General features: G+C 41.3%; 14 protein-coding genes. 8 read left to right on the top strand and 6 right to left on the bottom strand.

What is annotated here, in order from left to right; translation table 11 throughout:
* Positions 1–335 precede the first annotated feature (335 nt).
* Complete coding sequence (locus tag AC3CAU_RS08760) at positions 336–1,463, bottom strand: endonuclease/exonuclease/phosphatase family protein (RefSeq protein ID WP_447054360.1); 1,128 nt, start codon at positions 1,461–1,463, stop codon at positions 336–338.
* Between the two features lie 189 nt (positions 1,464–1,652).
* Between AC3CAU_RS08760 and asd the strand changes: the two genes are divergently transcribed.
* From asd to truA, 5 genes are all read left to right on the top strand, one after another.
* On the top strand, positions 1,653–2,771 hold the full coding sequence (gene asd, locus AC3CAU_RS08755; protein WP_131216277.1) for an aspartate-semialdehyde dehydrogenase: 1,119 nt from the start codon (positions 1,653–1,655) through the stop codon (positions 2,769–2,771).
* Between the two features lie 142 nt (positions 2,772–2,913).
* Positions 2,914–4,368, top strand: coding sequence for a FimV/HubP-related protein (locus AC3CAU_RS08750; protein WP_447053971.1), 1,455 nt, complete (start codon positions 2,914–2,916; stop codon positions 4,366–4,368).
* A gap of 69 nt (positions 4,369–4,437) precedes the next feature.
* Positions 4,438–5,739 carry a hypothetical protein gene (locus AC3CAU_RS08745; protein WP_447053970.1) on the top strand — a complete coding sequence of 434 codons (1,302 nt, stop codon included), beginning with the start codon at positions 4,438–4,440 and terminating at the stop codon, positions 5,737–5,739.
* Between the two features lie 48 nt (positions 5,740–5,787).
* Positions 5,788–6,756 (top strand): asparaginase, encoded by a 969-nt coding sequence (locus AC3CAU_RS08740; protein ID WP_447053969.1) that lies wholly within the window; start codon positions 5,788–5,790, stop codon positions 6,754–6,756.
* Between the two features lie 12 nt (positions 6,757–6,768).
* Positions 6,769–7,566 carry a tRNA pseudouridine(38-40) synthase TruA gene (gene truA, locus AC3CAU_RS08735; protein ID WP_447053968.1) on the top strand — a complete coding sequence of 266 codons (798 nt, stop codon included), beginning with the start codon at positions 6,769–6,771 and terminating at the stop codon, positions 7,564–7,566.
* Between the two features lie 136 nt (positions 7,567–7,702).
* Here truA and AC3CAU_RS08730 read toward each other — a convergent pair whose 3' ends face one another.
* Complete coding sequence (locus tag AC3CAU_RS08730; RefSeq protein ID WP_131216282.1) at positions 7,703–8,713, bottom strand: AraC family transcriptional regulator; 1,011 nt, start codon at positions 8,711–8,713, stop codon at positions 7,703–7,705.
* A gap of 231 nt (positions 8,714–8,944) precedes the next feature.
* On the opposite strand from AC3CAU_RS08730, the gene infA reads away from it, so the two are divergent.
* The 3 genes from infA (at position 8,945) to AC3CAU_RS08715 (ending at position 10,232) form a co-directional block, all read left to right on the top strand.
* Positions 8,945–9,166 (top strand): translation initiation factor IF-1, encoded by a 222-nt coding sequence (infA, locus tag AC3CAU_RS08725; protein WP_001284370.1) that lies wholly within the window; start codon positions 8,945–8,947, stop codon positions 9,164–9,166.
* A 138-nt stretch (positions 9,167–9,304) separates the two neighbouring features.
* Positions 9,305–9,688 (top strand): hypothetical protein, encoded by a 384-nt coding sequence (locus tag AC3CAU_RS08720; RefSeq protein ID WP_250697853.1) that lies wholly within the window; start codon positions 9,305–9,307, stop codon positions 9,686–9,688.
* Between the two features lie 142 nt (positions 9,689–9,830).
* A complete protein-coding gene (locus tag AC3CAU_RS08715) occupies positions 9,831–10,232 on the top strand; it encodes a hypothetical protein (protein ID WP_131216283.1) in 402 nt (133 codons plus the stop codon).
* A 52-nt stretch (positions 10,233–10,284) separates the two neighbouring features.
* Here the strand turns inward: AC3CAU_RS08715 and leuB are convergent, their stop codons facing one another.
* The 4 genes from leuB to leuC form a co-directional block, all read right to left on the bottom strand.
* Complete coding sequence (leuB, locus tag AC3CAU_RS08710) at positions 10,285–11,364, bottom strand: 3-isopropylmalate dehydrogenase (protein WP_131216284.1); 1,080 nt, start codon at positions 11,362–11,364, stop codon at positions 10,285–10,287.
* Between the two features lie 24 nt (positions 11,365–11,388).
* Positions 11,389–11,973, bottom strand: coding sequence for a hypothetical protein (locus AC3CAU_RS08705; RefSeq protein WP_131216285.1), 585 nt, complete (start codon positions 11,971–11,973; stop codon positions 11,389–11,391).
* A 102-nt stretch (positions 11,974–12,075) separates the two neighbouring features.
* Entirely contained in the window at positions 12,076–12,726 is a 651-nt protein-coding gene (gene leuD, locus AC3CAU_RS08700; RefSeq protein ID WP_447053967.1) for a 3-isopropylmalate dehydratase small subunit, read from the bottom strand.
* A gap of 146 nt (positions 12,727–12,872) precedes the next feature.
* The gene (gene leuC, locus AC3CAU_RS08695; RefSeq protein ID WP_424620241.1) at positions 12,873–14,306 is read right to left on the bottom strand and encodes a 3-isopropylmalate dehydratase large subunit; all 1,434 of its coding nucleotides are present in this window, start codon (positions 14,304–14,306) and stop codon (positions 12,873–12,875) included.
* Positions 14,307–14,452 lie beyond the last annotated feature (146 nt).

Below are 14,452 nucleotides of genomic sequence, written 5' to 3'. Positions count from 1 at the left end.
AGATATATTTTAAATGCTTGGAATTGGGATAAATCCGTAGCTGAATTTCCATTTTTAAGACCCGCTATAAAAGTAGAACCCGAGTTCTGCATCCTGCAAAACTCGGGTATATAAGGTTGTGCTTTCCAAATCATATTTTTATTATAGTGTTGCTATCCATTGCTGCATCATATCCATGATGACTCACTATCAGCCTATACCGTCTTCCATAATGGGATTTTCCATTCCCAGCTCCTTGGCTGATGAGTCTAGATTAAGTGGAAATGGAAAAAAGAACTATTCGCAATTAACCTCTATCCTTGTAAGCCATTTCGTACACTTTTCCTCTAATTGTCTTAAGGTACTTTCGCACCATTTTTATAGTCCTGTGCAATTTCATCAGTGACTAATTTTTCTTCTTTTTCTGCTTTTTGAATACCTTCCTGAATCGCCTCTTGAGCTTCTTGTTCATCGGCATCAGTTTGTTCCAGCTCGTCCTGAACCTGTTCGAAAACACGACCAGTTTGTAGCACCACATATACCGGAAAATGATCAGAACCGATATGCGGCAATCGTTCCATATGAACCAGAGAAAAATCGGTACTATGAAATATATGATCCAGTGACCAGCGTAACAACGGATAATCTGCATGGAAGGTATTGATATAATGCCGCCCTACACGTGGGTCAAGCAGTCCACTAATCCGCTGAAATAAGCGTGTGGTTCTTGACCAAGCCACGTCATTCAAATCCCCCATCACAATACAGCTTTCATCCAAATCTTTAATTTGATCACCCACCAATAAAAGCTCCGCATCACGCAGGGTGGAATCTTTGGCTTCAGTTGGGCTTGGCGGTTTAGGGTGCAAGCAATAGAGTTGTACAGGTTGGCCTGAGCGTAAAATTATAGTGGTATGAATGGAAGGAATCTCATCACTTAAAATGAATTTCACTTCGGTATCTTTCAACTCAAGACGACTATACAGATGCATGCCATATAAATTATCCAACGGTACCGGCACACGGTATGGATAATCTTTTTCAATCACTGAAAGCGCATTTTGCCAGATCTGATCCGATTCTAATGTCAATATCACATCAGGTTGATGTTTTTGAATCTGCTCTATCAACAAATGATATTTATGATTTGGAGTCAATACATTACAAACAATCAAAGAGATCTGCTTATCGGGGATGAGCTGATTCTTATGGACTTTTTTGACCTGTTTTTTCCAAATAAAAGTATAAGGCAGTACCATTTTCAGTTGATATGCGAGTGCCGCAATCAAGGCAATAAAGATAATTTCACGCCATAGATCCCACGGCTGATCCCAGACCACCAATAAGACAAAAGCGATCAGTCCCAAAACCAAAATTTGCAAGCGTGGAAAATCCGCCCCTCGAATCCACCATTCATCACGCGGGATCAGCGACCAGAAAGTCAGCCAAACCACAATGACTGCGATTATTTCCACCCAAACCATAGCCATTTACTCTTGTGTATGTTTTTAATTTATTTAGATTTAAAAAAGTTTATCAATTTTGTATGTAACATAAACAAGATATTCTCCTCAATAATATTGATGTTTTGATTATGTAGCACTTGCAGTTGTGGTCTCTTTTGATACACTCAAGCCCCCTTTTTATTTTTTTACGCACCGAGGCAAAATGACATGAAAGTAGGTCTGGTCGGTTGGCGCGGGATGGTTGGTTCTGTCCTCATGCAACGTATGGTTGAAGAGAATGATTTTGCTCACTTTGAGCCATTCTATTTTTCTACCAGTAATGCCGGTGGTGAAGCCCCTGCGTTTGGTGGTAAGACTGCCCCAGCACTTATGGATGCATCAGACATTAACAGTCTGAAGCAAATGGATGTCATTATTACCTGCCAAGGTGGTGATTATACTTCGGACGTTTTCCCTAAATTAAAAGCAGAAAACTGGAACGGTTACTGGATTGATGCAGCATCTACCCTGCGTATGGATGATGAAGCGATCATTGTACTTGATCCAGTAAACATGAACGTGATTAAAGATGGCTTAGTTAATGGGACTAAAACATTTGTGGGCGGTAACTGTACCGTTTCCTTGATGTTGATGAGCATGGGCGCACTTTACCAAAACAATTTGGTTGAGTGGATGACTGCAATGACGTATCAGGCAGCATCTGGTGCAGGGGCGCAAAATATGCGTGAACTGATCACCGGTATGGGTTATTTATATAACAATACCAAAGAATTGCTAGATGATCCACGTTCCCCAATTCTAGATATCGACTCTAAAATTGCGGACTTGCAACGTGGTGAAGGCTTCCCTGCTGCCAACTTTGGTGTGCCTTTAGCTGGTTCTTTGATTCCATATATCGACAAACAACTTGATAATGGTCAGTCTAAAGAAGAGTGGAAAGCGCAAGTTGAAACCAACAAAATTTTGGGCAATCAACAAATTGTTCCGATTGATGGTCACTGTGTGCGTATTGGTGCAATGCGTTGTCACTCTCAAGCCTTAACTTTGAAGCTTAAGAAAGACGTACCACTTGATGAAATTGAAGATATGATTCGTCAATCTAACCCATGGGCGAAAGTGGTGCCAAATACCCGTGAAGCGTCAATGACTGATCTGACTCCTGTCGCGGTAACAGGTACCTTAACTGTTCCTGTAGGTCGTTTGCGTAAATTGAATATGGGTAAAGAATACCTCGGTGCCTTTACTGTAGGTGACCAATTACTTTGGGGTGCTGCAGAACCTTTACGCCGTATGCTTCGCATCCTTATTGAATATAAAAATTCTTAATTTTTTAAGTCAAGAAAACAAAAAGCCGGTCACAATTGACCGGCTTTTTTATGTATCCTTTATGTTAGTATTTTACAATTATTCAACATCTCGTTAATCTACAACTTTCGCAATGCGATATAAGACCGAGCTAAAAATTAAGATGACTGCATATAACAAATTAAAGATTGCCATTTTAGCTATTATTGCTTCACAGAATATTCATGCGATTACTATTGATCCTATTCACATTCAATCTGCACCGGGCGAATTACTCTATGCAGAAATGAATTTCCGCCAGGCGGATGCTAATGCGCAAATACAGGCCAGCTTAGCCAGTGCATCAGATATCACCACTTTAGGCGTAGTCCATCAACCACCTGGACATCTTAATTTTTTTACCCGTCGTGATAGCTCTGGTAATGGCGTGATTACTGTTACCTCTTCCCGTCCACTGACTGAAGCAGAACTGAATATTATTATTAAAATTCAAGAAGGCAATAGGACGCATCTAAAACATATTAAAACACCGCTACCACGTGGTAACACAAATACTCAGGCCCGTATTCCAAACAATGAAAAACCTTTAACGCCTATCACGATTGTTAGTGAAAAAGATATTGCCTTGCACTTGCCTGAAAGCACTCAATATCAGGTTGCAAAAGCACCAGCCGCTTATCAATCCTTTGAAGCTCCGTTAATGGTAAAAAAAGCAGCGCCACCACGCTTAAATACCATGAGTCCCGCACCTATGGCCATCTCATCAATGAGTATGCCAGCAGCTCAACCGAATAAAACTGCTTTAGCCGAAATAAAAAAACCTATACCAGAACAAATTACGACAAAGAGTGAGATCAAAGACATTCCGCTTGCGTCTAACAAAACGGCATCCAATGCAATTTTTTCTGCAGACCCCTTAGTGAAAAAATATGCAGCCTCCCCCACTCAAAAAATAGCCGAAAATAAACTAGCGAATAAACCTGCAGAACAAGCGACTGCAAAAACCAAACCGGAAGCGCCTAAACCTACTCCTAAACCACCCAAACAACAAAATGAAAGTGTAGCTACTGCACCAACCACTAAACATGTGGTGCAATCTAATGAATCTCTTTGGGCAATCGCTACACGTGTGGCAACTGAGCAAAATCGCCCGGTCGGTGAGGTCATGAAACAGATCAAAGCGAATAATGAACATGCTTTTATTCAAGGTGATATGAATCGTTTACGGCGCGGCGCGGCACTGAATTTAAACACCACCAATAGTCAAAAAGAAGATAAGAAGGTCAGTGTTGCAAACTTGGCAAATACACCGTCCAACCAATCGGGTAAAGCCAAATATCGCCTAAATCAAGCAGAGATGAGTCTGGTTGCAGAGAAAGAACAAGATTCAGCCAGCGGTTCTGCTAAAAAGAACACAGAAAAAAATCAAACATCGAACGAGTTATCATTAAAAGTTATGACATCGCGTGAAAAAACCGTTAAATTACAGAGAAACGTAACACAGTTAGAATTTGCATTACGTCATAAGGATCACAGAATTCAACTATTAAATACTCGTCTTGCCCAATTGCAACAACAATTGGAAGCACAACAAGTAGAGAAAAAGCCAACACACTAAGGTGTTATACAATTTGATTTTTTGGATGAGTTTCATTGATAGAAACTCAATCCTGTAAGGGGTAACAACATGCTGCTTTATGTGATTCCGTTTATATTATTATTAGTGATCGCAGTTGTATTAAAAAAGCGTGACGCAAATAAACAGGCAGAGCAAACATCCGCATCGAAGGCTAAAGCTAAAAAAGTAAGCTCAACAAAAAAGCCCTCGCAAAAAACTCAAATTGTGGCAAGTACTGTTGTTGAGAAGAAAAAAACCACCCCTTTGTCTGTTGATGTCCACAATAAAATTGAAGCGCTCATCCGTGAGCGTAACTTTTTCTCGGCTGAAGCACAGATTAATCAAGCCTTAAATAAAGACAATTCTCAGCATGAGTTGTATTTGCTGTTGCTAGATATTCACATCTTACAAAAAGATGAGTTTGCAATTAGCCAACTGATTAATCATCTACGTTCATTAGAACTGGATGAATTTTTAGAACAAGCGCTCGCTAAAAAAGCCGCGTATGAAAAAGAAGCAGAAGGTTCTAGAGATACCATTGATTTCAAATTAGAATCTACAGTTCCAACACCTGCTCATACAGCACCGCTTGAACAAAAAAATATTGCTGATTTTGATGCATTGATGAGTCCTACTGCAGCTTCTGCGACAGTACCTCATCAATCTTTCGATCAATTACAGCAAGACTCGTTTTTGACCAAGACAGAAGCAGTGGATGAAATCCAGCCCTTAGATTTCAATACCTTTGCCCTCGATACAAAAAAAGCAGAAGTACCACCCCCTACTGTTGAAGAAATCAAACCTTTAGACTTCAGTACACTTTCTTTAGATCCGAGTCCTGTAGCAGTCACTCCGAAGCAAGAAGCAATTCCTTTAGCAGAAGAAATCAAACCTTTAGATTTCTCTTTTAGTTTGGATACCTCAGCAACAGAGCAAATAGCGAATACTGCTGAACCTGTGCTTGATGAGAAACCTGAATTTAATTTTGATTTTTCAGCGACAGAAACTGTTACACCGACTGAAGTAAAAATTGCGGTTGAAGAAACCAAACCAAGTCTAGATTTAGACTTCAATTTAGAACCAGTAACAGTTACTGAACAACTGCCTGCAGAACCAGTTTCAGGTGTGAATTTTGATATTAGCAATATCAGCTCATCTGCATCTAAAGCAGATCAAAATGATCCGCTGGCTCAATCCTTTCCTGAACTGATTGAAGTCAATGAAATCAGTCTTAATTTAGATCTTGCACAGCAATATATTCAATTGGGTGCGTTTGAATCGGCACGGGAATTATTAGCAGAGCAAGAAGCTGAATATACGGCTGAACAACGCCAACAAGCGGATCAGTTGCGTAATCAGATAGCTTCTTAAGGTATTTCGATCTACTATAAAGCAGTCATCATTGACTGCTTTTTTATTATGAAAAAAATAGCTTTAATTTATATGGGGGGAACATTTGGTTGCATTCGCGAGCCACTGAGTCCTATGCCGGCTGAAAACTTTATTCCCCAATTACAACGCGTTCTTCCTTTACATCTTCATATCGAATGTTTTGTCGCACCCAGTATAAAAGACAGCAGTGCCTGCACAGCAACTGACTGGCTGCAACTTATTCAGTTAATTCAAAATTTACAACTTAAAAATTATCAACATTTTGTCGTAATACATGGCACTGATACCCTGAGCTATGCCAGTGCTACACTTGCCCGATTTCTGGGACAATCTGCACATGTGGTCATGACCGGTAGCCAATACCCACTACTCAATATAAGCGGAACCAATACCCGTGAATTTACCGACGCCATCGATAATCTTAATTTTGCCCTTGATGCGGTAGCAACTAGTTCCGTCGGTGTATATTTAGCTTTTCATCACCAGCTTATTCATGCCCAAACAGCGTTGAAACAACATACGACTGAATTAGATGCATTCGCTGGATTAAACGCCCAAGAGAACCTGGTTACCCATCAGCAAAGCTACGTCGTACATGAACATGATATTGAAAAGGCACAATCATTTAACTGCTTAAGTTTAATGACACAGCCCATAGTCATAGAACAACAAATTAAAAACTTAAAAAACTTACAGCAACATCTTCCTCATGTTCTGATCTTGCAGGGTTTCGGTATAGGTAATCTGGCAGTGAATCAGGAATTCATTGCCACACTTCAAGATATACGTGCACAAGGCTGTGCCATTATTCTCACCACTCAAGTGCCTTTCGGTATTATTGACCAGCGCTATGCCGTGAGCGAATGGATACACTATGCCAACATCCTGATCAGTGATTGTCTGGGACATGCAGATCTTTATGCAAAAGCACTGAAAATGTATTTACAATACGACAGCGTAGACCAGTGGCATGCTCACTGGCATGATTCATTGTAAATAGAGGTAAATATGCAGCGTTTTGCGGTCGGTATTGAGTTTTCTGGGGTTGAGTATCGAGGTTGGCAAACTCAGCAAAGCGGCGTGCGTAGCGTACAGGAAACCATCGAAAAAGTACTGTCCAAAGTAGCAAATGAACCGATCTTGTTACATGGCGCAGGGCGTACCGATGCCGGCGTGCATGCTACCAATATGGTGGCGCATTTTGATACTCAAGCCATCCGTAGTATTGATGGTTGGCTGATGGGCTCAAACAGCCAACTCCCTAAAGATATCTCAATACAATGGATTAAAGAAATGGATATGGCATTCCATGCCCGTTTCAAAGCACAAGCACGACGTTATCGTTATGTGGTATATAACAATCCGGTGCGTCCTGCGTTACTTTATAAACAAGTCACCCATGTATATTATCCGCTTGATGCCGACAAGATGATTGAGGCTGCAAAGAAATTTGAAGGCACACATAATTTCGAAAGTTTTCGCGCCTCCTCCTGTCAATCGAATCAACCGGTTCGTCATGTCAGCCATTGCCGTTTAATCCGTCATGGTTGTTATTTGGTGCTCGACATTCAGGCAGATGGTTTTTTACATCATATGGTGCGCAACATCATGGGATGTCTACTTGAAATTGGTCAGGGGATGTATGAAATTGACCATATTGACAAAATTTTTGCAGCCGAAGACCGTAAAGCGGCGGGCATCACAGCCCCACCCGATGGCTTGTATTTTATTCACGCTGATTATCCAGAACAATTTGATTTACCCAAAGCACCGCTTGGCCCACATTGGTTAAATATGCCGGAATAATTTACTTCTATAATCATCCCCTTTTGCGAAGCTGTGCTTCTTATCCTTTCAAAGAAGGGAAATTTTACTGTCACTTAAAATGGATGAGAAAAAACCCCTCCTTCAGGAGGGGCTTAGGAAGGGGTTTTTATAAAACTTAACGCTGCTTTCTTTTGCGATATTCCACAGGCGTTTCATTGGTCCAACGCTTAAAGGCACGATAGAAAGTACTCGGCTCAGAAAATCCGGTGAGATATACAATTCGTTCTACACTTTCAGCAGTATTGGCCAGTAATTTTTTCGCCAAACGACAGCGATAGTCGGACAGAATTTGCTGAAAACTGGTATTGGCTTCACTCAACTGTGTGCGTAAACGGCGCGGTGTAATATTTAAATGCGTCGCAACAGTTTCTAAAGTGGTTTCACCACTTTCTAGCGTCGAACCAATCGCACGGCGAACCTCACCCACCAAATCATAGCGCGCCAGCTCTTGCAGCTTTTCAAGCGCCAATTGTTCATGCAACTGCAATAGCTCCGGTTCAGCTTGCCATAACTGGTAATCCAAAATAGCAGGATCAAAATATAAGCGGGTTTCCTTTTGACCTAAACTCACCGGGCATTCGTAAACCCGGAAATACTCTTCGTCAAAAGCACCTTGGTTAAAATTAAAATCGATATAAATGGGCTGAAAACGGCCTTCAGTAATAAATTTAAAGAAGCGCAATACTCCAGACATCGCACATTCAGAAAAATGACGATTGACCAAATTGTCCGCCCAGGCGCCCTGCTCACCATTAGTGAGATAACAACGATCATCTTCAATAATCAGTTTGGCATGAAAGGCATCACTGATCAGTCGTTGGTAGGCCAAGGCCCGTTTTAGCCCTTCACCAAAGTTTTCACTCGAAATAAACAGATGTTCAATCACCTGGCCGCGATATAAAGGCAGGTGTTCACCTAAATGCAAACCGATGTCAGGATCTTTACTTACTTCCTCTGCAGCCACCCAAAACGCATATTGGGCACTGAGCGGAGTACGATCATTCGTTTCGACCTGATTTAAGGCCACACCAGCTTTGGTTAAAATTTCTTCAGTTGGCAAACCTGAACGACGAATGGCTTGGTAGCCCAATCGCAAAACAACCGATGCATCAGTTAACTGACCCACGCAAAGACCTTCCTTATATATTATTTATTTATACTTAAAAAGATTAATTTTAGATTAACTGTGATTGACCAAACTGACAACAGAACAATACGCTTTTTTGTAGAAAAAATTTAAACCGGCGGTTCGCTTATTTAACTGACAGATGATCGGGCAAAGCCGCATTGTGCCTTGTTTTATGCAAAAAAATTGACTATAATTTGCGCCTTTCCAATTTATTCATTCAGGTAGGCTATGGCCAATAAAGAGGAACTCATCGAGTTCGAAGGCGTTGTCACCGAGACGCTTCCTAATACTATGTTCCGTGTACGTTTAGAAAACGGTCATGAAGTGATTGCCCACATCTCTGGTAAAATGCGTAAACATTATATTCGTATTTTAACTGGCGACAGTGTTAAAGTAGAAATGACCCCTTATGATTTGACCAAGGGTCGTATTACTTATCGTGCGCGCTAAGTTTTAGCGAAAGCAAAAGCCACTTTCAAGTGGCTTTTTTATTCCCTTAATTTTTTATTATTCAGTAAAATAAATTCGACAGGAGTCTTTAAATTCACGACTATCAATTGAATTAAAATTAAATTGATATCTTTAAAAATGATAAAACTAAAGCATTTAGCCCTACTTTGCAGTTTAGTCCTAGCAGCTTGCGCGACAGGTGGTCATCATCGTCTTAATAAGTCTTTACAACAATATGTAGGTCAAACTGCAGAACAAGTTCGCAGCCAACTTGACCTTCGTGCAATGAGATTTAGAACCACTCAAGAGCCTATTCAAACAGTAGAATCGCTCAGCTACACTATTATTCGTGATATGAATATTCCGATAGGCACGCCCAATATTAGTCACAGTATTTCGATGGGTGCACCCATGCCTACCCCCTCAAATGGTGGGTATAACATCGAGATGAAATGTCAGGTCTGGTTTAATTTGAAAGATGAGATTGTTCAATCCATTCGCTATAGCGGTAGAGCTTGTTAAACAGCGAGAATAGCCGGTAACAAATTTTAAAGGATCAGATCGGATCTTATCATGACTATCCATCTGTACCGTGTATCAAATTACAACAGTATTTTTGCCTGTAATTTGCTTAAACTGATTTTATTTGGTGTGAGGATAACTCATGAAATTCACACTGATTTTGGGCTGCTGTACCGCTTTTGGTTTAGTTACTGCGTGTACTACCACACCTACCACAACTACTATACAGCGTGATGCCTATTTACAGCAATTCATTGGACAGAGCAGCCAAGCTATTCAAGCCAATCTAGATTTGGGAAGTATTGGGTATCAGCAAGTATTATCGCCTACCGTAAATGACCAGACACTCACTTATACAGTGATTCGTCCCATGACCATTCCGGTACCCATGGTACAAAATCCTGCTGATATTGATTCGGGCGCTATCCCCATACAAATCACTCCTAGAGCACAAAGCTATGATGTGAACTTGCAATGCAAAATTGTCTATTATTTAGAGCAGAACATTGCAAAATCTGTTCATTACACAGGTCGTACTTGTTAAACAGAATAAAAAAACGCAGCACTTTGGCTGCGTTTTTTTATTTAACTAAAACTTAGTTCAAAGCTGTAACCACAGCTTGACCCATTTCAACTGTACCGACTTTGTTCATGCCTTCAGACATAATATCTGCTGTACGCAAACCTTGGTCTAGAACTTGACCTACAGCCTGTTCAATGGCTTGTGCGGCCGTTTCTTCACGGAAAGTATAACGAAGCATCATGGCAACAGAAAGAATCGTTGCAAGCGGGTTTGCCAGGTTTTGACCTGCAATATCTGGTGCAGAACCGTGGCAAGGTTCATACATACCTTTACCATTTTCATCGAGTGATGCAGATGGCAACATACCGATTGAACCAGTCAACATTGCCGCTTCATCAGACAAAATGTCACCGAACAAGTTAGAAGTTACAATCACGTCAAACTGTTTTGGTGCACGGACCAACTGCATTGCTGCGTTATCCACATACATGTGTGACAAATTGATCTCAGGATATTCTGCTTCTTTCATTGCAGTCACCGTTTGCTTCCAAAGCTCAGTCACTTCAAGGACATTGGCTTTATCAACAGAACAGACTTTACCACCACGTAAGCCAGCAAGTTCAAACGCCACTTTAGCAATACGCTTGATTTCAGATTCTGAATAAACGTCAGTGTTAAAACCTTGTTTCTCACCATTCTCTAATTCACGAATACCGCGCGGTTGACCGAAATAAATGCCACCTGTCAATTCGCGCACAATCAAAATATCTAGGCCGGATACAATTTCCGGTTTCAAGCTCGAAGCGTCTGCCAATTGCGGATATAAAATCGCAGGACGCAAGTTAGCAAACAAATTCAGTTCGCTACGCAATTTTAATAGTCCGCGTTCAGGGCGAATTGAACGCTCAATCGTATCCCACTTAGGACCACCGACCGCACCGAGTAAAATTGCATCTGCTTTTTTTGCCTGTTCAGACGTCACTTCCGGATATGGCGCACCATGTGCATCAATCGCGGCACCACCCAATAAACCTTGTTCCCAAGTCAAACCTAAATTGAATTTTTCATTTACGCGTGTGAGTACTTGCTCTGCGGCTTTAACAATTTCAGGACCGATGCCGTCACCAGCTAAAATCAAAATATGTTTAGACATGAGTTTTTCCATTTTTCAATTCAGTCATTTGACTGATGGGGATTTTAAATTTTTTTGTTCTACAAACTCGCCTAAGCCATTCAGGACATTATACGGTTTGCAGAAACGCCGAATGGTCTTTTGTTCTTGATGAAGTTCAACACACAGTGGATCTGGTGCAGATGCGTTCAACAAATTACCTTTATGATTGCTTCGGTCACGATACATCTTAAAGGTATAGGTTTTTTGCGAAATAAAATTGTGGAATACATGCAGCGTTTCAGCGCGGTCCTTGGACACAGGATAGAAGCGAATCACTAATTCATGCTGCCCGGCAGGTACCGACAAAGACAAAGGATTAGCATCATTTAAAGACTTGGCTTGCAGACGAACCAGACCTTGTTGAATTGCTTCACGACTCACCCGATGACTTTTAGCATCGACAATGTGAATTTGATCGAAACGCTCAAATTCACATTGTTCTGTACCGGCACAGAAAATCAACGCATTTAATTCCGTCGATTCTGTTTCTTTTACCTGTTTAATACGTACTGTATCAATGCTTTGGCATGCACTTAAGGATGCGACCATAAGACTGAGTACAGCAAGCCGACCATAAACTTTTGCCATTGTTCGAGCCCCCTCACCAATTCAAGCCAACGAGATATTTTTATGGACTCGATATTAGCAAGAGTTAGGCTCCGATACTACTAGGGCTGAAAATTCAAATAATTAAGCGCGAATTTCGTGAAACACCCAAGGACGCGATTGCTTGGTTTTTTCTTCATAGGCACGAATATCATCCGCGGCCTGAAGGGTTAAACCAATATCATCCAAACCATTCAATAAACAATGTTTACGAAACGGATCAACTTCAAACTTAAAGCTTTCACCCGATGGTGTGCGTACTTCTTGGGCGTCCAAGTCAATCGTCAGTTGATAACCTTCAGTTGCAGCACATTCTTTAAACAACTGATCCACAATCTGTTCAGATAAAATCACAGGCAACATGCCGTTTTTAAAGCTGTTGTTAAAGAAAATGTCTGCATAGCTTGGCGCAATTACGGTACGGAAACCGTATTCTTCAAGTGCCCACGGCGCATGCTCACGGCTTGAACCACAACCAAAGTTGGCACGTGAAATCAAAATTGAAGCACCTTGATAACGCGGCTGGTTCAAAGCAAAATCTGGATTTTTTGGACGTTTAGAATTATCTAAACCCAAATAACCTTCATCCAAATAACGCAATTCATCAAACAGGTTTTCACCAAAACCGGTACGTTTGATCGATTTCAAAAACTGTTTTGGAATAATTAAATCTGTATCGACATTGGCACGGTCTAATGGTGCAACGATACCTTGTTCAACGGTATATTTTTTCATGATTATTTCCCAATGAATCCGTAACCTCTCCCTAGTCCTCAATTGTGCTTCGTTTTAAAGCAGTGCTTAAAACTCACTCAGGAGAGGGAACCCCTTCTCTTACACCATTCATGGCTCAGGAAGAAGGCGGGGATGAAGGCTTAAACTTAGAATGAACGAACATCAACAAAGTGACCTGCAATTGCAGCAGCAGCTGCCATAGCTGGACTCACCAAATGGGTACGACCGCCATTACCCTGACGACCTTCGAAGTTACGGTTAGAGGTTGAGGCACAATGCTCACCCGGTTGCAATTTATCGGCATTCATCGCCAAACACATTGAACAACCTGGTTCACGCCACTCAAAGCCAGCTTCCAAGAATACTTGATCCAAGCCTTCAGCTTCAGCTTGCTGTTTCACCAAACCGGAACCCGGAACCACCATCGCCTGTTTAATTGAACCGGCAACTTTCCGTCCTTTAATCACTTCAGCAGCAGCACGAATATCTTCAATACGAGAATTGGTACACGAACCAATAAATACGCGGTCTAACGGAATATCTGCCAATGCCTGACCCTCATTCAAACCCATATATTGATAAGCACGTGTCCAGTCATTGCGTTGTACGTCATCTTTGGCCTGTTCTAAAGTTGGTACAGACTCTGAAACAGGAATTACCATCTCAGGAGAAGTTCCCCAAGACACTTGCGGTTCAATCTCTTCGCCTTTTAACACGACTACAGTGTCAAAGTGTGCGCCTTCATCCGAATGCAAAGTATTCCAGTATTCAACTGCTTGATCCCAGTCTTGACCTTTTGGTGCGTAGTTACGACCTTTGACATATTCAATCGTTTTGTCATCGACAGCCACCATACCGACACGTGCACCAGCTTCAATCGCCATGTTACACACGGTCATACGCCCTTCAATCGACATATCACGGAACACTTGACCACCGAATTCAATCGCATGACCTGTACCGCCAGCAGTACCAATTTTACCAATGATCGCTAACACCACATCTTTTGAAGTGACACCTTGACCTAATATGCCGTCAACACGCACCAACATGTTCTTCATTTTCTTTTGAACCAAGCATTGGGTTGCCAATACATGTTCAACTTCTGAAGTGCCAATCCCGTGTGCCAAACAACCAAATGCGCCATGCGTTGCCGTATGTGAGTCACCACACACCACAGTCATACCCGGCAAAGTCAAACCTTGCTCAGGGCCGACCACATGCGCGATCCCTTGGCGAATATCATTGATTTTAAATTCAACGATATTGAAAGCATCACAGTTATCATCCAAAGTTTGTACCTGAATACGTGAAGTTTCATCTTCAATACCGGCAATCCCCTGATCACGTTCAGCTTTTGAGGTCGGTACGTTATGGTCTGGAGTTGCAACATTGGCACTTAAACGCCAAGGTTTACGACCTGCAAGCTGTAAACCCTCAAAAGCTTGTGGCGACGTGACTTCATGTAATAAATGACGATCAATATAAAGTAAGGCTGAACCATCATCTCGTTGTTTTACTAAATGGTCATCCCACAATTTGTCATACAAAGTCTTTGCTTTTTGGGTATTGCCTGCCATGTCGACGCGCTCCATAGAACTGGGTAATGCTTTCATTAACTTCGATTATAACCACGTATTCGCATAAATCTAATTTATCATTTTTATTAGTTTGAAAACTTTTTGGAATTAGTTTTTAGTCGATACAATCCGATATATTTACTCAA

Source organism: Acinetobacter sp. GG23 (assembly GCF_057766365.1).
This window is presented reverse-complemented; position numbering and strand designations above follow the sequence as displayed.